This is a genomic window from Campylobacter taeniopygiae (assembly GCF_005406225.1).
Lineage (GTDB): Bacteria > Campylobacterota > Campylobacteria > Campylobacterales > Campylobacteraceae > Campylobacter_D > Campylobacter_D taeniopygiae.
The window spans coordinates 109,692-124,887 of record NZ_NXLY01000002.1; the positions used below are offsets into that span (position 1 = coordinate 109,692).

Genomic DNA, 15,196 nt, shown 5'->3' on the forward strand with positions numbered 1-15,196 from the left:
AATATGCAAATTGTACAAATTTTAGATGAATTAAAAAAACAAGATAATTTTAGAATTTTACGCCCACTAAGGCATGAAGGAAAATATGTCTATAAAGAAGGCAAAAAGCTTTTAAATTTAGCCTCAAATGATTATCTAGCGCTCTCTTATGATAAAGAATTAAAAGAAGAATTTCTAAGCACTTTAAAAGATGAAAATCTATTTTTTTCAAGCTCAAGTTCAAGAAGCTTGAGTGGGAATTTTGAAATTTATGAAGAATTAGAAGATTATTTAAAAGCTGATTTTAAAAATAAAGAAATACTTCATTTTAACAGCGGATATCATTTGAATTTATCCTGTATAGCCGCACTTTCAAGCTTAGATAAAACTCTTTTTTTGGCTGATAAATTTATCCATGCGAGTATGATTGATGGATTAAGACTCAATGGAGCTAATTTTTTTCGCTATAAACACAATGATTTAGATCATTTAGTATCTTTGATCCAAAAACACTATGAAAAATATGAAAATATCATCATACTTAGCGAAGCCTTATTTAGCATGGATGGAGATTTTAGCGATCTAAAAGCCCTTGTCGAACTTAAAAAAACTTATCCAAAAATAAAACTCTATATTGATGAAGCCCATAGTGTTGGATGTTTTGATAAAAAGGGCTTAGGATTTGCAAAATCCCTTGGCTTAGAAAATGAAATTGATTTTTTGGTTTTTACCTTTGGAAAAGCTATTGCTTCAATGGGTGCTTGTATGATTTGTGCTAAAAAATATAAAGATTTTTTCATCAATAAAGCACGCGCTTTTATCTATTCTACGGCTTTACCTCCTATCAACGTTGCCTTCACGCTTTTTATTTTTAAAAATATGACAAAATTTCAAAATAAAAGAGAAAATTTATATCATCTAAGCCAAAATTTTAAAAACAAACTCAAAGAAAAAAAATATCAAATTTTAGGGGATTGTTATATCATTTCTTTGATCTTAGGGGATAATAAAAAAGCCTTAGAAATATCTAAAATACTTGAAAAAGGTGGCTTATTTGCTCCGGCAATTAAAGAACCTACCGTGCCTAAAAATACAGCTAGAATTCGCTTTTCTATTCACGCAGAACTTAATCAAAACGATCTTGATCCGATTTTGGAGTTATTATGAAAAATACTTTTTTATACAAAAATCCCAATTGTGATGAATTGATTGTTGTTTTTGGAGGATTTACAAGCCATCCAAGTCATTTTTTGCATTTAAAAAGTGAGAAAAATGTTGTATTGTTTTATGATTTTGAAAATTTAGATTTTGAATTTAATTTTAAAGCTTTTTCAAAAATCAAATTAATAGCCTTTTCCATGGGAATTTGCCTTGCTAATTATCTTTTAAAAGAATACAACTTTAATCAAAAAATTGCTCTCAATGGCACAAATTTAGGCATCGATAAAGAAAAAGGTATCCATCCTACGCTTTTCAGTAAAACCATAAAAAAATTTAATTTAGAAAATTTTAAAAATTCTTTATTTAAAAATCATAAAGATAAAACTAAAAATTTTATTTTTAAAGATGAAAATGCTTTAAAAAATGAACTTAATGTGCTTTTTGAATTTGCTTTAAAAGAGCAAAAAGAAAATTTAATTTGGGATAAAATTTACTCAAGCAATCAAGATGAGATCTTTCCACAAAATGCTTTAAAAAAAAGCTTTGAAAATTTAATTTTTCTAAATGAGCCTCATTTTGCTTTTTTTCATTTTCATTCTTGGGATGAACTTTGAATTTTTTAAAAGCCAAATCGAGCTATCAAAAAGCTGCAAAAGTGCAAGATTGGATGGGAGATAAGCTTTGTGAAAAAATCCCTACAAATGAAATTTTTGATCAAGTCTTTGAATTTGGTTGCGCACAAGGTGAATTCACACAAAAATTAAAAAAGAAAATCATCTTTGAAAAATACATTTTAAACGACATTTTAGATTACAAAATTCAAGATAAAGTTGAAATTTTTGATATGAATGATATTGCTCATCACCCTTTAAGCACTCAAAAATTTGATCTTATTGCTTCTAATGCAACCTTACAATGGCTTGATCTAAAAAAAATACTGCCAACCCTTAAAAACATGCTTAACAAAAAAGGTATTTTACTTTTATCTACTTTTGGTGAAAAAAATTTAGAACAAATCGCACAAAGCACAGGATTTTCTTTAAACTATCTTTCTCTTTTTGAAATAAAAAAAATCCTACAAGAGTATTTTTTTGAAATTTTTATAGAAGAAGATTTTATCACTTTAGAATTTGAAAGCCCTTTGGAGGTTTTTAGACACTTAAAATTAAGCGGGGTAAATTCTTTAGGTTATCACGCTTTATCAAAAACTTTTTTAAAAGACTATGAAAAAAGATTTCAAAACAAACTCACCTATCATCCTATTTTTATTTATGTAAAAAAAATATAAAATTATTTTGTTATAATCTGGGCAAATTTCCTTAGGAACTATCACAAATGAAAAAAATATTATTTTTTTGTATGTTTTTATTTTTATGTCTTAAAGCAGAAAATCTTAGCATTTTTGTCGCTTCTTCAGCTTCAAAAGCTATGAGTGTGATTAAAGATGAATTTTTAAAAACCCATCCAAATGATAACATAGAAATGATTTTTGGCGCCTCTGGAAAATATTACCAACTTTTAAAGCAAGGGCGAAAATTTGATTTATTTTTTTCAGCCGATGAAAAATACGCCGAGGCGATTTTTAAAGATCAAAACGCCTTAGAAAAACCAAAAATTTATGCTTTGGGTGTTTTAGCCTTATATAGCTTAGACCCAAATTTAATCCATTTTGAAAATCTCAAAGAAAATTTAACAAAAATCAATCATCTAAGCATAGCAAATCCAAAAATCGCTCCTTATGGAGTTGCCGCTAAAGAAATTTTAGAAAAACTTGATCTAAATGAAAGTTTAAAAAATAAAATTATCCTAGGTGATAATATCGCACAACCGGTTTTATATGTTGATTCTAAAGCATCCAAACTTGGCATCGTGGCTTATTCTTTAGTTTCTCCTATTAATCACCCCAAAGGATACGCAAGTATTATCGATCCAAAATATTTTACCCCTTTAAAGCAAAGCTTTGTGATCACAAAATACGCCAAAAATAAAAAATTAGCCTTTGAATTTAGCAATTTTATAGCTTCAACTAAAGCAAAAGAGATTTTTAAAAAATATGGATTTAATACTCCATGAATATTTTAAAAGGCAAAGTTTGCGAAGTTAATTATCAAGATGATTTGATACTCGTAAAAATAAATTGCGAAAATGAAATTTTTAGGGTTCTAATGCTTGCTCCATTTAAAGAACTTAAATTAGATCAAGAACTTCAAATGCTTTTTAAAGAACATGAACTTTGTTTTGCCTCGCTAAATTCTAATTTAAGCGTAGAAAATTCCTTTAAGGCAAAAATTTCAAAAATCAAAGAAGGAAAACTCTTATATCATGTATTTTTCAAATTCCACGATCAAGAACTTTCTAGCTTGATCACCAAGGAAAAAGCTTTGGAATTGAAACTTTGTCAAAATCAAGAATGGCTTTGCTTTATCAAAGCAAATGATATTATTTTAAGGACAAACAATGCTTGATCCTGTCTTTTTACAAACTCTCTTTCTAACTCTTAAACTAGCTTTTATCACCACTTTTATACTTTTTTTTATAGGTGTTTTTTTAGCTTATATTTTAAGTTTTACTCATTTTCCTTTTAAAGCTTTATTACAAACTTGTATCAATTTACCTTTGGTTTTGCCTCCTAGTGTTTTAGGTTTTTATCTTTTGATCAGTTTTTCAGCCAATACTTTTTTAGGGAATTTTTTGCAAAAATATTTTCACCTTTCTTTGGTTTTTACCTTTGAAGGACTCGTTTTTGCTTCTATTATTTTTTCTCTACCCTTTATGATCAATCCTTTACAAAGTGCTTTTTCATCGATCAATCAAAATCTCTTAGATGCTTCTTATACTTTAGGCAAAAGCAAAATAACCACGCTTTTTAAAGTCATCTTACCTAATTGCAAAGCGGGTATTTTTTCAGCTTGTGCCATGAGTTTTGCCCATACTATGGGTGAATTTGGAGTTGTAATGATGATAGGCGGACACAAACAAGGCGAAACTTTAGTCGCTAGTATTGCAATTTATGACGAACTTGAAACCTTAAATTACACCCTAGCGCACCAATACGCTTTTACGCTTTTTATCCTTTCTTTTGCCATACTTTTAAGCCTATATTTTGTCAATAAAAAGTTAAATTTTTAGGAAATTAAATGCTAAAACTAGATCTAAAATATCAAGTCAATACTAAAAATTTTGAATTTAAAACTCACATTGATCAAGGTGAAATCACAGCTATTTTTGGAGAAAGCGGAGCTGGAAAGACAACTTTGCTTAAAATCATAGCGGGGTTAATCAAACCAAATTGCGGGTACTTAGAAGTAGATAATGAAATTTGGTTTGATCATAAAAAAAATATCAATCTAAACATACAAAAAAGAAAAATAGGTTTTATGTTTCAAGATTATGCTTTATTTCCTAATATGAATGTCAAAGAAAATTTAAGCTACGCAAATAAAAATGAAAAAAAAATCAATGAATTTTTAGAGCTTATGAATTTAAAAGAATTAGCCAAAGCATATCCTAAAGAACTTTCAGGCGGACAAGCCCAAAGAGTTGCTCTAGCAAGAGCCTTAATAAGAGAGCCTAAAATTTTGCTTTTAGACGAACCTTTAAGTGCTTTAGATTTTAAAATGCGTATGAATTTACAAGATGAACTTGCAAAAATTTTACATCATTTTAAAATCACAACTTTATTTGTAAGCCACGATATAGCTGAAATTTACAAACTAAGCCATAAAATTATAGAAATTCAAAATGGCAAGATCATTAAAAATTTACCCAAAAATGAATTTTTTACACAAGCAAATTTAAGCGCAAAATTACGCTTTAGCGCGACTTTACTTGAGATTAAAAAAAGCGATATTTTGATCATTTTCACCCTACTTCTAAATCAAAACATCGTTAAAATCACACTCAGCGAGGAAGAATTTTTAAAAGATTATCAAGATGTAAAAATCGGCGATACGCTTTTACTTTCTATAAAAGCTTTTAATCCTATCATCGTAAGGAAAATAAACAAGAAGGAATAAAAATGAAAAAAATCATCATAAATTTAATTTGCATTTTATTTATCAGTGGATGCAGTCAAAAAACAACTGAAATAGTAGGCTACAGCATAGCATTTGCACCCTCAATAGCAGTTTCTGCTGTAGGACTTACTGCTCTTGGAGTGCTTTATCCTCCAATGTGGCTTTTAAGTAAAATTGATAAGAAAACAAGTAAAAATTAAAAGCATTCTTTTTGTAAACTTGTAGATTTATGTCAATCTCAATTGAATCTAGATTCAAAAACTACTAATGAAATTTTAAACGAGATTAAACATGAAATTTCTTATTTTAAAAAACGTGAAAAGTATTTTTCTCAAGTATATAATAAATTATTTGACAGCAAAAATGAAGAATATAAAAAATTCACTCAAGAATATGAAAAAAATACCCAAAAATATATCGATGCTTATAAAAAAGTTCTTGCAAGTGAAGATGATACTTGGTTAGCATATTCCAATGAAACAAATAAAAAAATATTGTATGCTTTTTATAAGGCTTATGAACGTTATCCTTTTATTAATAATGCTGAAACATTAACTGATAATAAAATTTTTGCTGTGAGTGATATAGATTTTGATTATTTTTATTTTGATAATGAGTTTTTAGTAAAAAAAGAAGATGAAGTTCTAGAAAAACTCAGCAAAAAACATATTAAAGAATATAAGAAATTTAAAGAAAAAACTTTAGAAAAATCCAAAAAAAATCAATCAAAAAGAAATCGCTTACAATGGTTTTGTTATATTTTTTCAAATACAAGATGAAAAATTTAAACCTATTTTAGGCTATGTTTCTTACAAGCTTGCAAATGAACCTGATGTGCATTGTACTTTATATTGATGGAAAAATGTAATTTATAAAAAAAGATTTAAAAGAATAGCTAAGCAAGCATTCTTTTAATATCTTTTAATCTCTTGACGCAAATTTCAAGATCTTTATTTTTAGTCGCATTGTCTTTTTTAGCATAGGCGTGCAAAATAAATAATTTCGTTTCAAAAGCATAAAAAATTCTGATCGAATGTCTTGGAGTTTTCAATCTTATCTTAAAAATATCATCACATCTTGTTTTGCTGTGTTGCTCATCAAGCTTGTTGCCATTTATAGCTAATTCTTGTATCATTTTATAAGCTTTTTCTTTATAACTAGACTCAAGGTTATTTATAAATTTCGTGATTTTATTATTATAATAAACGATTTCATACATAACAAACCTTTAATTTGTTAATATTTTATCTTATTTTTTCAAATCCTTAAATAAATAATTTAAATATTGATTTAAAATTTCTTCTCTTTTATATAAATCTTTAAAATTTGAAATTTTAACATTGAGTGCAAAAGATTGATAAGAATGAAATTTTTTCAAATAAACAAATCCTACAATCCAAGCAATACTATCATTAAAGCCCGTTTTACCATAAAGAATAAAATCATCATTTTGTCTTAACTCGATCGTTTTAATGACTTCTTCTTGAATTTTTTTAGAATAAGGAAGTTTTAAATTGGCAAGTTTAAAAAGTAAAGCGGCTTGTTCTTTGGCTGAAATTTGTAAAGTATTATCAAGCCAAAAAGCATCAATTTTAGAAATTTTTTTATTGCCATAATCAAGCTTGTTTAAATTTTCTTGCATTCTTACTTTGCCTATTTTTCTAGCAAGTTCTTTAAAAGCAGGCACTTGAGATCTTTTTATAGCTGAAGTTAAATTCGCATCCTGTGCCCAAGAAGATAAAAAGACTTTTTCGCCTTTATAATGATAAAAAACTTCACTTGTATCTTTGAGTACATGAGAATTTAAAGCGATTAAAGCATTAAAAATTTTAAAAGTAGAAGCTGGAGAAAAACGCTCTTTAGCTTTTAAAAAATCATTACTCAAAAACTCTTTACCATCATAAACAATCATTACTCCGCTAAGATTTTGCTCTTTAAAAAAATCTGGCAAATTTTTAGCAAAAATAAAATTTTGAAAAAGTAAAAATAAAATAAATATTCTTATCATTTTTTATCCATAACCTTTTTAAAAGCCAAAGAAGCTAAAGCCAAACCAAAAGAAGCCGTAACCCCCATAAAAGAACCAAGATCCTTACAGCAAGGCACTTCATCTGAAAAAACCACGTCAAAATCTTGATTAAAACCCGATTTTCTAAGTTCATAACGAAATTTTTTTGCCAAAGCATCACCGTAAGTTTTAAAAATACTTGTCGTTTTAATACGCGTAGGATCAAGTTTTCTTGCTCCACCTGTAGAAGAAATAAAAATTTGCTTTTTAAAATCAATCCTATTAGCCAAAGCTACTTTAGCAGGAATATCATCAATCGCGTCGATAATAAGATCAAAAGAACTCAAATCAAATTGATTAAGAAAATCTTGATCAATTCTAGCTACAATACCTCGAGCTTGATAAATTCTTTCAAAAACTTTCGCTTTTTCTTCACCTATGTGCTCACTATGAATTTGGCGATTTTGATTTGTGCTTTCAAAGCAATCCCCATCGATTAAAGTAAGATTTGTAAAACCACTTCTAAAAAGCGCATCAACGCAAATTCCACCAACTCCACCAAGCCCACAAACTAAAACTTTAGTTTGAGAAATTTTCTCTAAATTTTCTTCTCCAATCAACCATTTTATACGCGTAAATCTATCATTCATTATTTTTCCTTAATCCATTTTTTTGTTTGTTTTAATTTTTTATAAGCCGTTAAATCAAGCATTATAGGCGTAATAGTCGCATAACCTTTCTTTAAAAGAGCGATATCGGATTTTTTTTCTTCTTCAAAATCTAAATTAGCACTTGCAAGCCAAAAATACTTCTTTCCTCTTGGATTGACATTGCAATGGGCTTTATAATTGTAAATTCTTTTTCCAACTTTAGCGATTTTAATCCCTTTAAATTTAGTTTTTGAAGATGGAAAATTCACATTTAAAAATTCTTTTTTATCTAAAGGAAATCCTTGATTAAAAATTTTTTTCACAAGTTTTTTTATAATTTTTAAAGCGATTTTATAATCTATTTTTTCATTATTTTTATAAAATTGTGAAAAAGCAATAGCCGGAACTCCTTGTAAAACAGCCTCCATAGCTCCCGCACAAGTACCAGAATATGTAATATCTTCACCTACATTTGCGCCTTTATTGATCCCACTTATAACAAGATCGGGTAATTTTTTCTTATAAAAAGCATGTAAAGCCAGATAAATACAATCCGCAGGAGTTCCATCATCTAGCTTATAAAATCTTTTTTTAACCTTAACAAACTGAAGAGGTCTTACCAAAGTAATAGAATGAGAACAAGCCGATTTTTCATTTGAAGGTGCAACTACTGTTATTTTTGCTTTAAATTCTTTTTTCAGCATCTCAACAAGTTTTTTCAAGCCTTTGCTTTCATAGCCATCATCATTAGTAATAAGAATTTCTTTCATTTTCAGCCTTGTTATAATTTAAATTAAAGAAATTATTTTCAAAAAAAGTAAATTAAAATTATATACAAAAAATAATAATTTTTATTACTTTTTAATCTGTAATTTAAATTCAAATTAAATTTTTGTAAATTATGTTATGATACTAAATATCAAAATTAAGGATATTGCCCATGAAAAAAATCAAATATGGCTTATTTTTTCTAGTTTTTACTATGATGTTTTCAGCTTGTTCGACTAAAGAACTCAATCCTTTAGGACGCTCTTATGGGGAAATGTATGATAGTGATCCTTTAAAAATCGGTCAAGAACCAACAGCACCACAAAAGCAAACTGGTTTAGCTGAAGGACAAAAATTTCCAGCCATCCCTTTAGTGCCACCTGTTTTGCATTTTGACTCTGCTGATGCTAATTCTACAGAAATTCCAAGACCGAGATTAAAATCAAATGGTGAATTTAATGACGTCTCCGCCGTTGGAGGGATCAGCTATACAAGTGATTATGTAACCGTTATGAATCCAAATGGAGCAGCATTGACTATATCAAACACCAATCCAGGAAATTGGATATGGGGATATAATCTATACGCAAGTAAAGGTTTTGAAGATGCAAGAACTTGGCGTTTGGTTGAATTTGCAAGCAATATTGTTATGTTTAAAAATGCCCAAACCAATACTTGTCTTAATGCTTATGGTAATGGTATAGTGCATTATCCTTGTGATCAAAGCAATCACGCACAATTTTGGAAACTCATTCCTATGAGTAATGGAGCGTATCAGATTAGAAATGTTGCCACACAACAATGTATCCAAACCCCTGTAAATGATGTCATGCATGAATTTAATCTTAGCTCTTATAAGATTTATTTAACAGAGTGTGTCAAACCAGGTGAAAAAACTTTGGACAGACAATGGTATATCACAGCGCCTACTTATGGGGCTATTTCACCTTATTAAAGGAATAAACAATGAGAAAAGTAATTTTATTTTTATTTTTTAATATTAGTTTTGTTTTTGGAGCTTTGGAAAATTATTCTAGCGGAACTTGGAATATGCAAGGATCTTCAGCTTCAACTGAAAGCAAATGGAATGTTAGCGTTAGACAGCTTATAACTGGGGATAATCCTTTAGATATAGTTGCTATACAAGAAGCAGGAGTTCTACCCTCAACTGCTACAATGACTACAAGACAAGTACAACCTGTGGGCGTTGGAATTCCTATACATGAGTATGAATGGAATTTAGGAACTTCATCGCGTCCAAATGTAGTTTATATTTATTACTCAAGAATAGACGTTGGAGCTAATCGCGTTAATATGGCGATAGTAAGTAGAACAAGGGCTGATGAGGTTATAGTATTGCCTCCTCCAACCGTGGCCTCAAGACCTATTATAGGGATTCGAATTTGTAATGATGTATTTTTAAATGTCCATGCTTTAGCTAGGGGCGGAAATGATGCGGGTGCTTTAGTAACAGCTGTAGATATGCACTTTAGAAATTTACCCGATATTAGCTGGATGATCATGGGAGATTTTAATCGCAACCCTAATCAACTCCTCCCATTACTTGATGCTGATTTAAGAAGACGCATTAACATTGTCTATCCACCTTCTTTTACGCAAACTTCAGGCAATACGATTGATTATGCCATCACTGGAAATTCTAATCAAGCAGCAGCCTATAGACCACCATTGATCACAGCTGTTTTAGCCTTAGCGGGTATTAGAACTTTTTTAGCATCGGATCATTTTCCAGTTAATTTTAGGAGGTTTTAAATGAAAAAAATTTTAGTTTTATGTGCTGTATTGATGAGTTTAGCTTTTGGCATTGAACCTAAAGGGGATTTGCCTGATTATACGCCTATGTTTGCAATCAGATCTCTTCAAACTGGAATTTCAATCAGTATTTTTAGAGAAAGCTCACAAGATCTAACCGATCAAAATTGGGTATTAAGAGAAATCACTTTAAGTGATAAATTAAAAGCTAAAGATACACTCGCTGATAAATTTCCTTTTGGTTATGTTCAATTTGTCAATCCAAATGATGATGATATATGTTTAGCTATTTTAGAAAGTGGTTTTTTTGGGGTTAAATCTTGTAAAGGAGATTTAGAAGATGAAAAATTAGAAACTGTTTTTTCTATCATGCCAACAACAAGTTCTGCAGTGCAAATTAGATCTTTGGTTTTGGGTGGAGTGGAATGTATATCTACCTTTCGTAACCCTCAAATTCCTTTAGAAACTCGTATAGGCATACAAGAATGCTTTAGAGGACCTCATCAATTTATCGCGCCTTTTCAGTTATTGTTTTTTACTCCTGCTATCGTTGAAGCAACTCCGCTTAATTAATTTACCTTTTTAGGTAAATTAATTATTAACTTTTATAAATAAACTAAAAACACTTAAAAAATATTTTTTAAAAAATCAAGCTTTATTTGCTATAATTGCTAAAAAATTATTTTAAAAAGGAAATTTTTATGTTAAATCTTTTGCTTTTAAGCAGTTCAAGTTATCAAAATACCGGTTATTTAACCCATGCCAAAACCTATATACAAGATTTTTTAAAAGAATGTGATTCTTTAAATGAAGAAATACTTTTTATCCCTTATGCAGGGGTAAGAAGAAATAATGATGAATATGAGAAAAAAGTAAAAGAAAGTTTAAATCAAGAAAATATCGTCTCTATACATCGTTATAATCACTCTAAAGAAGCTATTTTAAAAGCTAAAGTCATTTTAGTCGGCGGGGGTAATACTTTTATGCTTTTATCTAAACTTTATGAATACGATCTTTTAGATTGTCTAGCTCAACGCGTCAAAGAAGGGGCTTGTTATATCGGCTGGAGTGCTGGATCAAATATAGCAGGAAAAAGCATAAAAACAACCAACGATATGCCAATTATCATGCCTCAAAGTTTTAACGCACTCAATCTTTTTCCTCATCAAATCAATCCTCATTTTATCAGCGGCAAAATTCAAGGGCACAATGGAGAAAGTCGAGAAGAACGCTTAGAAGAATTTTTAATCGCCAATCCTCAAGAAAAAATTTACGCCATACCTGAAGGATCGGCTCTTAGAATAAAAGATGATAAAGTTAAAATTATAGGGCATAATCCAGTGCTTAAATTTGAACACCCTATGAAAAGCACAACTTTAGAACTCAATCAAGAATACCCTTATTAAAAGGAATTAAAATGCATAATTTTTATTTGATATTAGCAGCTTTAGGAACTTTGGCAACTGTTATTTTACTCATTAAAAAAGCAGAGACGAAAACAACTTTATTTGGTGTTGGTTTTATCCTTTGTTTGGTTTCTTTAAAGCCAATTGATGCCTTAAATGCCTTTACTTCTTCAATGACTCAAGCCTCTTTGCTTAAAGCCATTTGTGCGAGTATGGGTTTTGCCTTTGTGATGAAATTCACTCGATGTGACGCTCATTTAGTTCGATTGCTCACCGCTCCTTTAAAAAATTTAGGCTTTTTCTTAATCCCTATTGCTTTTATCATAACTTTTTTTATTTCCATTGCTATACCTTCTGCGGCCGGTTGTTCTGCGGCTGTTGGGGCAACTTTAATCCCTTTATTGATGGCTTCTGGGATCAAACCTGCTATGGCAGCGACTGCGGTTGTAAGCGGAACTTTAGGAAGTGCTTTAAGCCCTGGCACTTCTCATAATGGCATCATCGCTGATATGAGTGGCTTAAGCATCCCTCAAGTTTTAAGTGTTCAATTTAATTTTACTTTTGTTTCTGGAATCATCACTTGTATTTGTTTAATCATTATGGCTCTTATTTTTAAAGATTATCAAAAAGGAGCAGTTTATGAAAGCAAAACACAAACCGAAGAAGGAATTAAAAAAGCAAATTTCTTATATGCTTTGATGCCTTTAGTTCCTATTGTTATTTTGATCGTCGGTGCAAGCAATTTACCAAAAATTGAAATTTTAAATCCTATTTTAAACTGGACAACTAAAATTCAAGTGGCAGAAGCTATGCTTTTAGGTGCTATTTTAGCTATGGTTGTAACTATGAGTAGTCCTACTAAAATTTGTCAAGAATTTTTCAATGGTATGGGAAATTCTTATGCTAATGTTGTAGGTATTATCGTTGCTGCAAGTGTTTTTGCTGCAGGATTGGAAGCTTGTGGAGCTACTAAGGCTGTGATTGAATTTTTAAAAAATGAGCAGCATTATGTCCGATTTGGAGGAACCTTTATACCTTTTTTAATGGCTATGGTAACAGGTTCAGGCGATGCGCCAACTATGGCTTTTAATCAGTCAATCACCATACACGCTAAAGATTTAGGCTTTGATCAAGTGGCATTAGGTATGGTAGCCACAGTCGCTGGGGTGCTTGGAAGGGTTGTTTCACCTATCATGGCGGCAAGTATTATTGTCGCGGGTATCGCAGGGATAAATACCATAGAAATTGTAAAAAGAACTGCGCTAGGCTCGATCATTTCTCTTTTAGTGATCGCTTTTATTATGCTTTAATTTCACTAGCTAAAAGAATGATTTCTTGCAAAACTTTACTTGCTGCTTTTAAAGATTTAAGTGGCAAGTATTCATAAATAGAATGAAAATTATGTGCTCCAGTAAAGATATTTGGACACATAAGCCCTTTTTCAGATAGCACAGCCCCATCATAACCGCCACGCATAGGAATGATCTTTGCCTTTATATCTAAATTTTCATAAGCTTTTAAAGCCAGTTTTACAGGGAGACAATCCGTAGTTTTTAAGGCATTAAAAACATTTTTATAACGATTTGATAAATGAATTTGTATCCTTTGCTCACCCCACATTTTTTTACAAGAATCGCATAAATCTTGCAAGAATTGCATTCTTTGCTTATATTTTTCCTCATCAAATTCTCTAATGTCTATTTTTAAAATCGTTTTTGCACTATTTCCATTTATTTCTTTCACCCAAAAATACCCTTCCTTGCCTTGCGTGTATTCAGGTGCCTCACCTCTTGGCAACATAGAAATAAATTGATGGGCTAAAATCAGCGAATTTACAAGTTTGCCTTTTGCACTCATAGGGTGTGCTGAAACTCCTTGAAAAGTTACTATAGCATCTCCAGCATTCCAATTTTCATAGATAAACTCACCTATACCACAACAATCCAAACAATACCCAAAATCAGCGTTAATTTCTTTCACATCAAAAGCCTTAGCCCCTCTTAATCCCTGCTCTTCATCAGGCAAAAAGCCCACAATGATATCCCCATGTTTTAAAGAAGGATTTTTAACAAAAAATTCAAGCATATCCATAATCGCAGCGATGGCGGCTTTATCATCCGCACCTAGCAAACTCGTTCCATCAGTATGGATAATATCATCGCCTTTGTAATTTTTAAGCTCTTCAAATTCACTTTCTCTTAGATAAAGATCTAATTCTTTATTAAGACAAATATCTCCACCTTCATAATGCGTGATCTGTGCTTTGGTATCATTTTTTTGCTCACTACTAGTATCTAAATGTGCAAAAAAAGCTATACGGGGTGCATTGGAAACATTTGCAGGTAAAAGTGCTGTTGTGATAGAATTTGATCTTTTAACAATCTGACTCAATCCAAGCTCTTGAAGTTCCTTTGCTAGCAAACTAGCCAGTTGCATTTCATTAGGATTTGAAGGCATGATACCTGCCAAACCATTTTCTTTATTGGTTGTGGTATTGATCTTAGTATAATTTATAAATCTTTGGGCGATATCCATAAAAACTCCTTAAATTTTACGCTTAGGAAAAAGAATTAATCATCTTGTATTATAATCGCATTTCATTAAATTTTTAGGATGAAAAATGAAAAAAATATTAAATTTATTTGGTGCTTGTGCGGTTTTTGCAAGTTTAGCTTTTGCAGATGTTAATATGTATGGTCCAGGTGGCCCTCACTTTGCTTTACAAGAAATAGCAAAAAAATACGAGAAAAAAACCGGCGTAAAAGTCAATCTTACCTTTGGTCCTCAAGCTAGTTGGATCGAAAAAGCAAAAAAAGATGCGGATATATTATTTGGTGCTTCGGATCAATCAGCTTTAGCCATTACAACAGATTTTGATAAAAAATTTGATGTTAAAAAAATCGAACCATTGTATTTTAGAAAAGCGATCATTCTTACTCAAAAAGGCAATCCTCTAAAAATCAAAGGCTTAGAAGATCTTGCTAAAAAAGGAGTGAAAATCGTTGTCCCAGAAGGTGCAGGAAAAAGCAATACTTCAGGAACAGGCGTTTGGGAAGATATGATAGGAAGAACTCAAAATATAAAAATGATTCAAGATTTTAGAAACAATATCGTTGCTTTCACCCCTAACAGCGGTGCTGCTAAAAAATTATTTTTAGAAAAAAAAGCGGATGCGTGGATCACTTGGATCGATTGGGCTAAGGCAAATCCAGACTATGGCGATGTTGTTGATATCGAAAAAAAATTAGTCGTATATAGAACTTTCAACATAGTCGCAAAAAATAATGCAGATAAACAAATTCAAGATTTTATCACTTATCTTAAAAGTGATGATGCTTATAAAGTATTTAAAAAATACGGATATAGAAAATAAAGCTTACGCAAACACGCACTCTAGTGTGTGTTTGATTTTATTCTTTTTAAATTAAGCCTATA

The 15,196-nt window shown here is 30.5% G+C and carries 20 protein-coding genes; 15 read left to right on the forward strand and 5 right to left on the reverse strand.

The annotated features are described in order from the left end of the window. The first annotated feature begins 3 nt into the window (after positions 1–3). From CQA75_RS01555 to CQA75_RS01595, 9 genes are read left to right on the forward strand one after another with little or no spacing between them, the layout of a single operon-like run. Positions 4–1,146 carry an aminotransferase class I/II-fold pyridoxal phosphate-dependent enzyme gene (locus CQA75_RS01555; RefSeq protein ID WP_137623307.1) on the forward strand — a complete coding sequence of 381 codons (1,143 nt, stop codon included), beginning with the start codon at positions 4–6 and terminating at the stop codon, positions 1,144–1,146. Beyond that, on the forward strand, positions 1,143–1,754 hold the full coding sequence (locus CQA75_RS01560; RefSeq protein WP_137623308.1) for a pimeloyl-ACP methyl esterase BioG family protein: 612 nt from the start codon (positions 1,143–1,145) through the stop codon (positions 1,752–1,754). The genes CQA75_RS01555 and CQA75_RS01560 overlap by 4 nt, the downstream gene beginning before the upstream one ends. Then, on the forward strand, positions 1,751–2,428 hold the full coding sequence (bioC, locus tag CQA75_RS01565) for a malonyl-ACP O-methyltransferase BioC (protein WP_137623309.1): 678 nt from the start codon (positions 1,751–1,753) through the stop codon (positions 2,426–2,428). Before CQA75_RS01560 ends, bioC begins: the two co-directional genes overlap by 4 nt. Positions 2,429–2,475: 47 nt before the next feature. Continuing rightward, a complete protein-coding gene (modA, locus tag CQA75_RS01570; RefSeq protein ID WP_137623310.1) occupies positions 2,476–3,213 on the forward strand; it encodes a molybdate ABC transporter substrate-binding protein in 738 nt (245 codons plus the stop codon). Continuing rightward, complete coding sequence (locus CQA75_RS01575) at positions 3,210–3,605, forward strand: TOBE domain-containing protein (RefSeq protein WP_137623311.1); 396 nt, start codon at positions 3,210–3,212, stop codon at positions 3,603–3,605. The genes modA and CQA75_RS01575 overlap by 4 nt, the downstream gene beginning before the upstream one ends. Next, positions 3,598–4,269 carry a molybdate ABC transporter permease subunit gene (modB, locus tag CQA75_RS01580; protein WP_137623312.1) on the forward strand — a complete coding sequence of 224 codons (672 nt, stop codon included), beginning with the start codon at positions 3,598–3,600 and terminating at the stop codon, positions 4,267–4,269. The genes CQA75_RS01575 and modB overlap by 8 nt, the downstream gene beginning before the upstream one ends. A gap of 8 nt (positions 4,270–4,277) precedes the next feature. Further along, entirely contained in the window at positions 4,278–5,156 is an 879-nt protein-coding gene (locus tag CQA75_RS01585) for a sulfate/molybdate ABC transporter ATP-binding protein (protein WP_137623313.1), read from the forward strand. A 2-nt stretch (positions 5,157–5,158) separates the two neighbouring features. Further along, on the forward strand, positions 5,159–5,356 hold the full coding sequence (locus tag CQA75_RS01590) for a hypothetical protein (protein ID WP_137623314.1): 198 nt from the start codon (positions 5,159–5,161) through the stop codon (positions 5,354–5,356). Between the two features lie 42 nt (positions 5,357–5,398). Continuing rightward, positions 5,399–5,935 (forward strand): hypothetical protein, encoded by a 537-nt coding sequence (locus CQA75_RS01595; protein ID WP_137623315.1) that lies wholly within the window; start codon positions 5,399–5,401, stop codon positions 5,933–5,935. Between the two features lie 116 nt (positions 5,936–6,051). Here the strand turns inward: CQA75_RS01595 and CQA75_RS01600 are convergent, their stop codons facing one another. The 4 genes from CQA75_RS01600 to surE are packed head-to-tail and all read right to left on the reverse strand — an operon-like array spanning position 6,052 to position 8,584. Then, positions 6,052–6,375, reverse strand: coding sequence for a type II toxin-antitoxin system RelE/ParE family toxin (locus CQA75_RS01600; protein ID WP_137621917.1), 324 nt, complete (start codon positions 6,373–6,375; stop codon positions 6,052–6,054). Positions 6,376–6,405: 30 nt separating this feature from the next. After that, positions 6,406–7,164 (reverse strand): class D beta-lactamase, encoded by a 759-nt coding sequence (gene blaOXA, locus CQA75_RS01605; protein ID WP_246023722.1) that lies wholly within the window; start codon positions 7,162–7,164, stop codon positions 6,406–6,408. Further along, a complete protein-coding gene (locus CQA75_RS01610; protein WP_137623316.1) occupies positions 7,161–7,817 on the reverse strand; it encodes a ThiF family adenylyltransferase in 657 nt (218 codons plus the stop codon). Before CQA75_RS01610 ends, blaOXA begins: the two co-directional genes overlap by 4 nt. Next, complete coding sequence (gene surE / locus CQA75_RS01615; protein ID WP_137623317.1) at positions 7,814–8,584, reverse strand: 5'/3'-nucleotidase SurE; 771 nt, start codon at positions 8,582–8,584, stop codon at positions 7,814–7,816. Before surE ends, CQA75_RS01610 begins: the two co-directional genes overlap by 4 nt. Positions 8,585–8,754: 170 nt before the next feature. On the opposite strand from surE, the gene CQA75_RS01620 reads away from it, so the two are divergent. The 5 genes from CQA75_RS01620 to dcuC all read left to right on the forward strand — a co-directional run bounded on the left by CQA75_RS01620 (position 8,755) and on the right by dcuC (position 13,071). Further along, the gene (locus CQA75_RS01620; protein WP_137623318.1) at positions 8,755–9,537 is read left to right on the forward strand and encodes an RICIN domain-containing protein; all 783 of its coding nucleotides are present in this window, start codon (positions 8,755–8,757) and stop codon (positions 9,535–9,537) included. Positions 9,538–9,548: 11 nt separating this feature from the next. After that, a complete protein-coding gene (locus CQA75_RS01625; RefSeq protein ID WP_137623319.1) occupies positions 9,549–10,355 on the forward strand; it encodes a cytolethal distending toxin subunit B family protein in 807 nt (268 codons plus the stop codon). Beyond that, a complete protein-coding gene (locus CQA75_RS01630; RefSeq protein WP_137623320.1) occupies positions 10,356–10,928 on the forward strand; it encodes an RICIN domain-containing protein in 573 nt (190 codons plus the stop codon). Positions 10,929–11,056: 128 nt separating this feature from the next. Next, entirely contained in the window at positions 11,057–11,761 is a 705-nt protein-coding gene (gene pepE / locus CQA75_RS01635; protein ID WP_137623321.1) for a dipeptidase PepE, read from the forward strand. Between the two features lie 11 nt (positions 11,762–11,772). Further along, complete coding sequence (gene dcuC, locus CQA75_RS01640) at positions 11,773–13,071, forward strand: C4-dicarboxylate transporter DcuC (protein ID WP_137623322.1); 1,299 nt, start codon at positions 11,773–11,775, stop codon at positions 13,069–13,071. Here the strand turns inward: dcuC and pepT are convergent. Continuing rightward, positions 13,061–14,296 (reverse strand): peptidase T, encoded by a 1,236-nt coding sequence (gene pepT / locus CQA75_RS01645; protein WP_137623323.1) that lies wholly within the window; start codon positions 14,294–14,296, stop codon positions 13,061–13,063. The genes dcuC and pepT overlap by 11 nt on opposite strands. Before the next feature lie 85 nt (positions 14,297–14,381). Between pepT and CQA75_RS01650 the strand changes: the two genes are divergently transcribed. Beyond that, complete coding sequence (locus tag CQA75_RS01650; protein WP_137623324.1) at positions 14,382–15,134, forward strand: extracellular solute-binding protein; 753 nt, start codon at positions 14,382–14,384, stop codon at positions 15,132–15,134. Positions 15,135–15,196 lie beyond the last annotated feature (62 nt).